7 protein-coding genes are annotated in these 12,058 nt (G+C 42.0%); all 7 read right to left on the reverse strand.

Translation table 11 applies throughout. The features are described from left to right. Nucleotides 1-199: 199 nt before the first annotated feature. Nucleotides 200-1,630 carry a glycogen synthase GlgA gene (gene glgA, locus H7U01_RS07835; RefSeq protein ID WP_201041400.1) on the reverse strand — a complete coding sequence of 477 codons (1,431 nt, stop codon included), beginning with the start codon at nucleotides 1,628-1,630 and terminating at the stop codon, nucleotides 200-202. Next, nucleotides 1,627-2,763 (reverse strand): glucose-1-phosphate adenylyltransferase subunit GlgD, encoded by a 1,137-nt coding sequence (gene glgD / locus H7U01_RS07840; protein ID WP_201041401.1) that lies wholly within the window; start codon nucleotides 2,761-2,763, stop codon nucleotides 1,627-1,629. Before glgD ends, glgA begins: the two co-directional genes overlap by 4 nt. Beyond that, nucleotides 2,753-3,895, reverse strand: coding sequence for a glucose-1-phosphate adenylyltransferase (locus H7U01_RS07845; RefSeq protein ID WP_060971508.1), 1,143 nt, complete (start codon nucleotides 3,893-3,895; stop codon nucleotides 2,753-2,755). Before H7U01_RS07845 ends, glgD begins: the two co-directional genes overlap by 11 nt. 190 nt (nucleotides 3,896-4,085) lie before the next feature. Then, entirely contained in the window at nucleotides 4,086-5,966 is a 1,881-nt protein-coding gene (gene glgB, locus H7U01_RS07850; protein WP_201041402.1) for a 1,4-alpha-glucan branching protein GlgB, read from the reverse strand. 169 nt (nucleotides 5,967-6,135) lie between these two features. Then, nucleotides 6,136-8,331 carry a type I pullulanase gene (gene pulA, locus H7U01_RS07855; protein ID WP_201041403.1) on the reverse strand — a complete coding sequence of 732 codons (2,196 nt, stop codon included), beginning with the start codon at nucleotides 8,329-8,331 and terminating at the stop codon, nucleotides 6,136-6,138. A 213-nt stretch (nucleotides 8,332-8,544) separates the two neighbouring features. Then, nucleotides 8,545-10,959: a DNA translocase FtsK gene (locus H7U01_RS07860; RefSeq protein WP_201041404.1), complete on the reverse strand. Its 2,415-nt coding sequence runs from the start codon at nucleotides 10,957-10,959 to the stop codon at nucleotides 8,545-8,547. Between the two features lie 99 nt (nucleotides 10,960-11,058). After that, a complete protein-coding gene (locus H7U01_RS07865) occupies nucleotides 11,059-12,057 on the reverse strand; it encodes an NAD(P)/FAD-dependent oxidoreductase (RefSeq protein ID WP_201041405.1) in 999 nt (332 codons plus the stop codon). Between the last annotated feature and the right edge of the window lies 1 nt (nucleotide 12,058).

The raw sequence follows: 12,058 nt of genomic DNA on the forward strand, positions 1-12,058 counted from the left end.
AAAACTATCAAAACAGTCAGGTCTATTAAACACGATTAGAGTTAGTCTTCTATTCAGATTTTTAGATATCTTCTCTTTCATTGCTTTATCAGCAAGATTGAGAGATGCTATCCTGACTTTTGTCAAGATTATATAGAAGCGTTTTCAAACGCTTTACACGAAGATAACTTTTCCCTTGCGAGAAAAGTTATCTTTGCAATTATACTAATTGTTTGTACAAATCAACATATGCCAAACTTGCTGTATCCCATGAGAAGTCACGTGTCATAGCATTGTGCTGGAGTTGTTTCCAAGCATCAGCATTGTTTTCGTAAACATCGAGAGCTTTTTCAAGGGTTTGAACCATCCAGTAACCTGAGAAGTTACCAAATGAGAATCCTGTGCCTGAGCCTGTCACAGGGTTGTATGGTTCAACAGTATCACGAAGACCACCAACCTCGCTAACCACTGGCAAGGTACCATAGCGCATAGACATCATTTGAGAGAGGCCACATGGTTCAAAGGCTGAAGGCATAAGGAAAATGTCACAACCAGCATAAATTTGTTGAGCCAACTCTAGGTTGAAAGTAATGTTGGCAGACATTTTTTCTGGGTAAGCGTGACCGAACCAAGAGAAAGAATTCTCATAGTCGCTGTAACCAGTACCCAAAAGAACAATCTGAACATCATGTTGCAAGATGTTGTGAAGTTCGTTGACAACCAAATCGAAACCTTTTTGGTCAGTCAAACGTGACACAATACCAATCAATGGAACGTCTTCACGAACTGGGAGACCAACACGTTCTTGAAGAGCTGCCTTGTCTTTGGCTTTACCTGACAAATCATCCACTGAGAAGTGATAAGGAATGTGAGCATCTGTTTCTGGATCAAGGAGGTCCGTATCGATACCATTAACAATACCAGACAACTTACCAGATTCCATGCGCATGATTTGATCAAGGCCTTTACCAAATTCAGGTGTTTGAATTTCACCAGCATATGATGGTGATACTGTTGTTACACGGTCTGCGTAAAGAACGGCTGCTTTCATCCAGTTGAGGCAGTCATTCCAACGGAGAGTACCGTCTGCATAACGCTCGTAACCAACACCGAAGATTTCCCAAAGCATACCACTGTCAAATTGACCTTGGAACTCAATATTATGGATAGTGAAGACTGTTCTAATACCTTGGTAAGCTTGAATCCAATGGTATTTTTCCTTAAGAAGGAATGGAATCATGGCTGTGTGGTAGTCATGAACATGGAGAATATCTGGAATAAAGTCCACTTTTTCCATCAACTCAAGGGCAGCCATTTGGAAGAAGCCAAAACGCTCACCATCATCCCACTCACCGTATACCGTACCGCGGTTGAAATACTGCTCATTATCAATGAAGAAGAAGGTCACACCATCACGGACAATTTTCTTGATGCCGACATATTGACGACGCCAACCAACATTTGTATAGAAGAAGCCAATGTCTTCAACCTGATCGCCAAATTTAGCCGAAACCACATCATAATATGGGAGAATTACGGCAACTTCGTGACCATTTTTGACTAGAGATTTAGGAAGAGCACCGATAACGTCACCCAAACCGCCAGTTTTAGCGAAAGGTGCACCCTCTGCTGCTACAAATAAAATTTTCATCGTACAATATCCTCTGTTACAACGCTACCTTTTTTGATGACAACTGGGTTGTTTTCTGTACCGCGAACCGTAACACCTTCAGCGATTTCAACACCTTTATCCACAATAGCATATTCAACTGTTGCGCCTTTAGCAACTTTAACACGTGGGAAGATAATTGAATGGCTAACACTAGAACCTTCAGAAAAGTCAACATTACGTGAAATCATTGAGTTCTCAACTTTACCTCGAACAATCGAACCAGATGCAAATTGTGAAAGCTTAACTTCAGAAGAGTCTGCATAGTATGTTGGCTCTTCATTTTTAACTTTTGTATAAACTTTTTGGTTTGGTGCAAAAAGTTTATAGAATTTTTGTGATTCCAGCATATCCAAGTTAGCATCAAAGTACGCTTTTACTGAGTGGATATTTGAAAGGTAACCAGTGTACTCGTAAGCAAAAGCATTTTCAGCAACTGCCAAATCACGAAGTACATAACGAAGCTTACGAGGTTCTTCTTTAGCTGCTTCTTCTTCCAATTTTTCAATCAAGAATGGTGTATCCACAACAAAGATGTCTGTAGACATATTGTAAACTTCTTTATCGCCACTCTGGAAGAGCTCATGACCAAGCACTTTGTCAGAGTCATCAATTTCTAAAACGCTGTTTACATCTGAAATGAGTTCTTTAGGAAGTTTTTTGTAGACCACAGTAACTTTTGGTTTTGTTGTATTGTGAAGGTGGAAAACTTGGTTAAGATCAATGTTGACCAAAACATCACTGTTAAGAGCTACAGTCTGATCTGAGCCTGAACGTTTAAGGTAAGTCAAAATTTGACGATAGTATTCCTCATCAACAGTTGAGCTTTCAACAGGAGTATTGTAAATACCAAGGTAGTAGTGACTGAGAAGAGTAGACAAGCCCCACTCACGACCTGAACGAATATGGTCGAAGACAGAACTGATGTTTTCGTTTTGGAAGATTCCGAAGACGCTACGGATACCAGCATTAGCCAAGTTAGACAACGGGAAGTCGATGAGGCGATATTTTCCGCCAAATGGTAGGCTGGCAATAGGACGGTGCTCAGTCAAACCACCCATGTCATGGAATCCTACGGTATTTCCTAGAATTGCAGAATATTTATCAATCTTCATCTTTTGGTACCCCCACTACTTCATTGTATCCTACGACTTGCACTTCTTCTGTACCGTCAATTTCCACACCATCGGAAATGTGTGCACCTTCACCGATAATAGCTCGTTTAATTTTTGCACCTTTACCAATAATTGCACCACTCATAATCACTGAATCTTCAACGACTGCCCCTTCACGAATTTGTGCACTTGTTGAAAGCACAGAATGTTTAACAGTTCCATCAACCAAACATCCATCAACAACGAGTGAATCTTCAACATGAGCATTCTCACCAAAGAAGTTTGGTGGAGCAATCACGTTACGTGAGTAAATTTTCCATTGACGGTTACGACTATCCAAGGCATTTTCAGGAGAAATGTACTCCATATTTGCTTCCCAAAGGGATTCGATAGTACCTACGTCTTTCCAATAGCCTTCAAATTCATAAGCAAAGACGCTTTCACCTGTTTCAAGATAAGCTGGGATAACGTTCTTACCAAAGTCTGACATATCAACTGAACTCTTTTCAGCTGATACTAACATATTGCGAAGACGTTTCCAATCAAAGATGTAAATACCCATTGATGCTTTCGTAGATTTAGGGTTTTCAGGTTTTTCTTCGAACTCAACAATACGGTTATTAGCATCAGTGTTCATGATACCGAAACGGCTAGCTTCTTTAAGTGGCACATCAAGAACGGCGACAGTAAGACTTGCGTTGTTATCTTTGTGAGATTGGAGCATATCATCATAGTCCATCTTGTAAATATGGTCACCAGACAAAATCAAAACATATTCAGGATTGATGCTATCGATATACTCAATGTTTTGATAAATAGCGTGGCTGGTACCTTCAAACCAACGATTACCTTCGCTAGCTGAGTAAGGTTGAAGAATTGATACACCAGAGTTAACACCATCCAATCCCCAACTTGAACCATTACCGATATGATTGTTCAAAGCAAGTGGTTGATACTGTGTAATGACACCTACATTGTTAATTCCTGAATTGGCACAGTTTGACAAACCAAAGTCAATGATACGGTAGCGTCCACCAAACTGAACAGCTGGTTTGGCAATACTTTGGGTCAATTTTCCAAGACGAGTTCCTTGCCCACCAGCAAGGATCAAAGCCAACATTTCATTTTTCATGAATAGTCCCCCTCATGATTTTTAGTTCCATCCTCAAAAGGATGTGAGACAATCAGTCGAAACTGATTATGACAATTAAAGTAAGTTCCTCAGTGTGGCAATAGTTTGGGCATCAAACAGCTTCTTTCAACCGTAACTTCCTTGCTATCACCTCTGAAAAACAAATCGTGTACACGTTTAAGTCTACCCTTTATTTCAAGCGACGTTTAACACGCCAGATACTTGCTCCAAGAGCTGGCAATGTGAAGCTAAGGGTATTTTCATAATCCTTCCACTTCGCTTTTTGGGTACGGGTTTCAGGATTCCCTTCTTTCCAGACACCACCAAATTCTTCCATCTCAGTGTTAAGCACTTCTTGATAAATACCAGCGACTGGCAATCCAATAGTGAAGTCTTGACGTTCCACTGGAGCTAGGTTGAAGACACAGACGAGAAAGTCACCCTTATCGCCTTTGTCATCCTTACGAATGAAGGAAAGCACACTTTCAGAACGGTTATCCGCGTCAATGATTTCAATACCATCGTAAGAATCATCAATCTGCCAGAGAGATTTATGGTCCTTGTAGAAACCATTCATATGGCTAGTGAAAGCCTGCATCTTCTGGTTCATCTCATCTTCAAGATTATCCCATTCAAGTTGGTAATCAAATTTCCACTCTAAGAACTGACCAAATTCAGATCCCATGAAGAGCAATTTCTTACCTGGGTGACAGAGTTGATAAGTATAGAGGTTACGTAGGCCAGCAAACTGATTGTAGCGATCCCCCCACATCTTATGCATCATACTCTTCTTACCATGAACTACTTCATCATGTGAGAATGGCAGAACATAGTTTTCATTGAAGCAATACATGAAACTGAAAGTCATCAGATTGAAATCGTACTGACGGTAAACTGGATCTTCTTCGTAGAATTTGAGGATATCGTTCATCCAACCCATATTCCATTTGAAGTCGAAACCTAGACCACCCTCTTCAATCGGTTGTGTAATTGGTGTTGCTGCAGTTGATTCTTCCGCAACCATCATGACATCTGGATAGCGTTTTTTAATCTCACGATTGAGTTTTTGAAGGAAGCCATAGCCTTCCAAGTTACGGTTACCACCGTCCTTGTTTGGCATCCATGGACCCTCATCATAGTCCAAATAGAGCATGTTTGAAACTGCATCCACTCGGATACCATCGATATGATAATTTTCAATCCAGTAAAGAGCACTTGAAATAAGGAAAGACTGTACTTGATTTTTTCCTAAGTCAAAGTTCAACGCTCCCCAACGATAGTTATGAGCTCGATCGTGATCCTGATATTCGAAAGTTGGTGTACCATCAAAGTAGGCTAAAGCATCGTCATTCTGTGTATAGTGACCTGGGACCCAGTCTACCAAGACACCGATATTATTCTGGTGACATGCTTCAACAAAATCTTGAAAATCTTCTGGTGTACCATAGGTATGCTCAAAAGCAAAGTAACCCATGAGCTGGTAACCCCAACTCATCCCAAGAGGGTGAGCCATGAGTGGCATGAATTCCACGTGGGTATAGTTCATCTCAACCAAATATGGAATCAACTCTTCTTTCAATTCTTTGAAAGTATAAGGTTGACCATCCTCTTTTAGTTTCCAAGATGATGCATGAGCTTCATAGATATTAACCGGACGTTTTTGGAAACCAAAGCGTTTACGACGACCCATCCAAAGGCCATCCTTCCACTTCTTAGTTTTCTTCTTACGAATCACAGCTCCTGTTCCTGGACGTGGTTCCAAATAAGTAGCGAAAGGATCCATCTTTTCGACTACTTGACCTCCCTTACGTTTCACCAAGAACTTATAGAGTTGTCCTTCTTGAGGGAGGGCTGAAGTTACCTCCCAAACACCGATATGGTTTTTGGTCATATCCAGAGGTTCATCAAACCAACCTGTGAAATCTCCAATTACCTGAATCTGCTCAGCATGAGGGGCCCACACACGGAAGATAAATCCTTCTTCACCCTCCAATTCATGCACACCCAGATAATTCTGAAGGTGGAAGTTCTCACCTGTCCCAAACGTGTACATGGCTTCATCGAGATTCATACCATCACTCCTTTCTAAAACTAGCCTTGATAGATCTATCTATCAAGAAATTAAAACATTGAAATATATGTAAATACACTAGAAAACCCTTCAGATTGATAGGGCTCACAAGCGAATAAAACTGCTTGTGTAAGCGTTTCCTGTATTATAACATTTTTTGACTGCCTTGTCAGTAAATCTCCAAATCTTTTTTCATATTATTGAACACAAAAGTCTTACGCAATTTTCCAGAAATGTGCAATTCAACAATACCTGAATCGTACTCCGCTTTTGCGACATAGAGATTATCGTAAATATCTGCATATGAACGATATGACAATTCTGGTACGGTTTGCTTACGCTCAATTAATTTGGCAACTTTAGCAACCAAGTCTTTCTTAAGGGTCACTTGATTCCAATCCACCTGATTAACGGCATCAGGAGCATTGTAGCTATTCATGGCACGCTTAACATCCGCTTCCGTGTAGTTTCCGTCTTCACCTGTTGCAACCATCTTACTACGCTGGAATTCTTGTCCCAACTGCATGAAACACATCCCTTGCATACTTAGATTAAGAGCATTTGCCAAGTAGATACGTTTTTCAATATCTTCTGGCGAATCATGTGGATGCAAATGATGCATAAGGTCATTCAAATTGTAATTGTCATGAGCTTCAATATAGTTGAGAACCTGACCCGGCATGAGGTAGTTTACAAAACCACGGCTACCAAGCAGACTCTTGGCAATCTGGTCTTCCAATGGGGCTCCAGACACATAACCGTTACTGATATGTCCATAGACTTCTGCCCCTTTAACGGCGTCACGCGCATTGTCATTGAAAAATCCGATTCTAGGCATCAGGGCTGCATTATCCTTCTTGCCCTTTTGATCCACAGGAAGACCAATTCCCATATCCCATCCTTCACCATATAGAAGAATCCTAGGATCAATATCATCCATGGCCGAACGAATGGCATTCATAGTAGCAACATCATGCAAGCCCATAAGGTCAAAACGGAAACCATCCACTCCAAATTCTTCTGCCCAATAGGCCAAAGAATCAATCATATACTTACGGTACATTTCCTTTTCACTGGCTGTTTCATTTCCACAGCCTGATCCGTCTTGGAAAGACCCATTGTCATGCATACGGTAGTAATAAGCCGGCACAGAAAGTTGGAAGGGAGAGCTGTAAGAAGAGTAAGTATGATTATAAACCACATCCATGATAACCCCTATTCCTGCCTCATGGTAGGCCTGAATCATTTTCTTAAGCTCTAAAATTGGTGCCACGGGATTCTTTTGATCAGCAGCAAACTGACGATCCGGAACATTGTAATTTTCAGGATCGTACCCCCAGTTGTAGAGAAGCTTCCCACCTTTATCGTAGGTTTTATGGTGATCAAAGACCGGTTGCAGTTGGACATAGTTGTAACCCATACGTTTGAGGTAATCAAAACCAGTCACATCTCCTTGGGCATTTCTAGTCCCTTTCTGACAAGCACCTAGATAGGTTCCTCTATAGGACTTCTTAACACCAGATGTCTCTGAAATTGAGAAGTCACGGACGTGCATTTCACAGATAACGGATGAGCAAGCATTTGCCTTACGCCAGCTCGCTTTTTGCTTGGTAACCTTTTCATACCCTCTTGGAACAAGTCTCTTAGGATTGACCACCAAACTTTTTTTATTATCTAAGCTAAGAGCGATACTATAAGGGTCTCTTGTATCCTGGTAGAAGCTTTCCTCATGATACACACGAAACTGGTAGGTTACCCCATCTAAATCCTTTTTGACAGTGGCACTCCAAACACCGTGAGTATTCATCTCATGACGATCCTTATTGACACTGGTTCCTCGACTCATCTTAATGACCTTAGGATTTTTACTGCCCTTCTTAAAAAGTAAGAGCTGCACACGACGAGCTAGAGGTGACCAAAGGCGAAACTCTGTAGCCCCTTTTTCATACTTATGACCTAACCAACCTTGAAAGCCCCACTTCTGATCAAATTCCTGTCTTCGGAGAGCCATATCAAAGGCATGCTGGTCGCGACCTTCGAAACTATGGCTAGTCAAGGCTGCCTGTTTAGAATAATAAACCGTTGGATCACCTTCAACTATCCAAATAGCATTGGGAGCATCCCCTAGGAAGCGTCGGACACGATAATCATGTGTTTGCCTCGACCAGTCTTCCGTTTTGACCAAAAGATTGACAGAATCAATAAAACGATTGGAGGGAGAAGTAACCTGACCAACAAGGCCAAAATCGTCCTCACGTGAAAAATGGGCTTCTTCGCCCCAATAACCATCTAGCCACTTCCACATACTATATCGGGAATAGTCGCCATGCATACTATGAAAATGAACGGTTAATAAATTGTCCATTTTTTACTCCTTAGTTTTTATTACTCACTTTTTCTCCTATTATAGCAAAAAAAGTTCGTTTTGTAAGCGTTCTTATGGAATATTTTGCAATTTTTTGGTCTATTTTGAACATAAAAAAAGAATGAGAAAATAAATGGCAAAACACTCATTTTTCTCATTTCTTTTGTTGATTTTAATTCCTTTAGAACTAGGCTTGAGACTCTTTCCAGTCCATTATTCTTGAGTCATCAAAACCTTACGTGGTTTGGTACCTTCAGCCGGTCCGATAACGCCTGCTTCTTCCAATTCTTCCATCAAACGAGTGGCACGGTTGAAACCAACTGACAGACGGCGCTGAATCATGGAAGCACTGGCTTTTTGTGTTTCAAGGACCAAAGCCTTAGCTTCTTCAAAGAGAGGATCTCCTTCTGAGCTACCAGCATTGGCAAACGAACCTCCACCAAAATCATTCTCAGAAACTTCACCTGGGTCAAAACTCTCATCATAATCAGCTGAAGCCTGATCCTTGATAAAGGACACAATACGTTCCACGTCATCATCGGAAATGAAGGAACCTTGTAGACGAACAGGGTGGTTCTCATCAATCGGTTTGAAAAGCATATCCCCACGTCCGAGTAGCTTTTCTGCCCCATTTTCATCTAAAATGGTACGACTATCTGTTCCCGAAGACACCGCAAAGGCCACACGAGAAGGCACATTGGCCTTAATCAAGCCGGAGATAACATCAACCGATGGGCGTTGAGTTGCAAGAATCATGTGAATTCCCGCCGCACGTGCCTTTTGTCCTAGACGGATGATGGCATCTTCCACTTCCTTACTGGCCACCATCATCAAGTCGGCCAACTCATCGACGATAACCACAATTAAAGGCAAGGGAATCTGTTTCTCTTGCGACTGGGCATTCCAGTCCTCAACCTTGGCATTGTAGCCAGCAATGTTACGCACGCCAAACTTACTAAAGAGTTCGTAGCGATTTTCCATCTCATCTACCACTTTTTGAAGAGCCTTAGCGGCCTTACGTGGGTTGGTCACTACAGGGATAAGGAGATGAGGAATATCATTGTAAACCGAAAGTTCAACCATCTTCGGATCGACCATGAGGAACTTAACCTGATCTGGACGAGCCTTCATAAGAATACTAGAGATGATTCCGTTAACCGCCACCGATTTACCAGAACCTGTTGATCCAGCCACTAGCAAGTGAGGCATCCGTCCCAGGTCAAAGCTACGAGCCGAACCATCAACCGCCTTACCAAGAGGAACTTCCAAGAGTTTATTAGGATCCGTCTTGGACTGTTCCCAAAGTTCACGGAAAGAAACCGTCGCAATCTCAGAGTTAGGCACTTCGATACCAACCAAAGATTTTCCAGGAATAGGGGCCTCAATACGGACATCTTTCGCAGCTAAAGCCAGAGCCAAGTCATCAGCTAGATTTGAAATGCGGTTAACACGAACCCCAACAGCAGGCTTGACCTCGTACTTAGTCACTGATGGTCCAATTTCGGCTCGCTCAACCTTGACGTCAATATTGAAACTCTTAAAGGTATCTTCAAGGATACGTATATTCTTACGAACGATGTTCTTCTCTTTAGATTGACTCTTAGGCTTATCAGGTGCAAAGAGATCTATCTGAGGTAATTTATACTGTAAGAGCTCCTTCGGTGTGAAATCAACCTCGACAGGTGCATCATCTCCCTCAACAACCATAGATGGGGGAAACTCCTCGCTTGGCACATCCTCTGGATAAGGTGCATAATCTTCTAGAAAATCCTCATAATCCTCGGGAGGGAGATTATCATAGTAGTCCTCAGAGGCATAATCACTGATTTCAGGTTCAGGTGCAAAAATCTCAGTTTCTTGTGGTAACTCCTCTGCAGCATCATCTAAGATTTCTCCCGTCTCCTCGTCAACAGTTAAATCAGCCAGACGCTCGGCTTCGGCACGTTCTTCCGCCTCACGTTCTTTCTGAGCCTGACGTTCTGCCTTCTTTTCCTGACGTTGTGCCGTCCGTTCCAAACGCTTCTCAGCCCCTTTCTGCCAAGCTTCCTTAGTATACTCCATGATATCCAAGACATCCCAAGGGCTAAGAATGAAGGCACCCAAGAGAATGATCAATACCCCAATCATGAAGCTACCGATATTTGAAAAGAGGAAGGAAATCGGTTGGTATAGGAGAGCACCCAACATACCACCACCCGCAAAACGAGCTACTTGCACACTGACCAGTTCCTCAAAAAGCAAGTCCTTGGTACCAGGGAAAATATCCAAACCACTCATGCGTTCTAGACTAAAGAGATAGGCGTGAAACTCCAACAAGAGACCCGCGAAGATCATCCAAAATCCTGTTACGTAGTTACTATGTTTACGTAACCATTTAAAGCCAAAGAGATAAACATAGATAGCAAAAATTAAAGGGTACGCCATACTCCCCACAAATACTCGAAAGAGATTATAGAGGGTAACCCCAAAGAAACCCAATCGAAAGACTGGGAAAATTAAAACAAAGGCAAAAAAGAAGGTCCATAGCATTCGCTTAATCGCCTTCTGTCTGTCTAATTCTGCTTTTGTAAGCCGCTTCTTACTGTTCTTAGAAGTCGACCCTTTTTTCGTTTTTTTCGTTGTAGCCATAGGTGTATTATACCACGTTTTTAGACATGAAAAAAGAGAGACAAGTCTCTCCTTAGATTGAAGACAAAGTCTTCTTTTGGAACTTATCTTCTTTTGACATTATTCTTCAATTAGTGATGTTGAGTGAACCGGACGATTCTTACCATCTGGATCAATATATTGGATGGCTTGGTTGATAGCGATAGGGGCTTCACCCATTCCCACAGCAATCAAGTCAATCTTACCTTCATATTCTGCTGCATCACCAATAGCATAAACACCTTCTTGTGAGGTTTCAAACTGGGCATTGACAGTAATGCTAGAGCGTTTAAAGTCAACATTCCAGTTACGAAGGTTTTTATTGTTGGTTGAGAAGCCAAAGCTAACAATAAGGGCATCAAGTGGCAATTCCACAACCTCGTCTGACTTCACTTTTTGAACTGTCAAACTTTGGGCAAGACCATTTTTACCCTTAATTTCAAGTGGCACATAAGGCGTCATCACATTAACTGACGATTGATGAAGCAGTTCTACACTATGCTCATGGGCACGAAAGGCATCACGACGGTGAATCAAAGTCACGCTCTCAGCAATCCCATCCAAGTGATTGGCCCAGTCAACAGCTGAATCCCCACCACCAGCAATCACAACCTTCTTGCCGGCAAATTGGTCAAGGCTATGCACATTATAGAACAAGTTATTGTCCGCATAATCTTCTTCATTGTCCACACCCAAAGGACGGGGAGCGAAGGCACCATTCCCACAAGCAATGACGATAGCCTTAGACAAGTGTTGGCCCTTACTAGTGGCAATTGTGAAGATGCCTTCTTTCTTTTCAAAGGTTTGCACTTCTTCTTTCAAATGAATGCTGACACGATCTTCAAAACGCTTAAGTTGAGTCCAGAGATTTTCTGTCAATTCCGCACCTGTCGTTTGCGGAAAGGCTGGAATATCGTAGATCTTCTTCTCTGGATAGAGAACGGCAGGTTGTCCACCAAGCTCTGACAGACTCTCAATAATATTAACAGTCATACCACGTAGACCGGCGTAAAAGGCAGCCCAAAGTCCTACTGGCCCACCACCGATAATGGTAATATCGTAAATCTTTTCTTCTGACATT

The organism is Streptococcus sp. 21.1 (genome assembly GCF_016648635.1).
In the GTDB taxonomy this organism is placed as follows: domain Bacteria; phylum Bacillota; class Bacilli; order Lactobacillales; family Streptococcaceae; genus Streptococcus.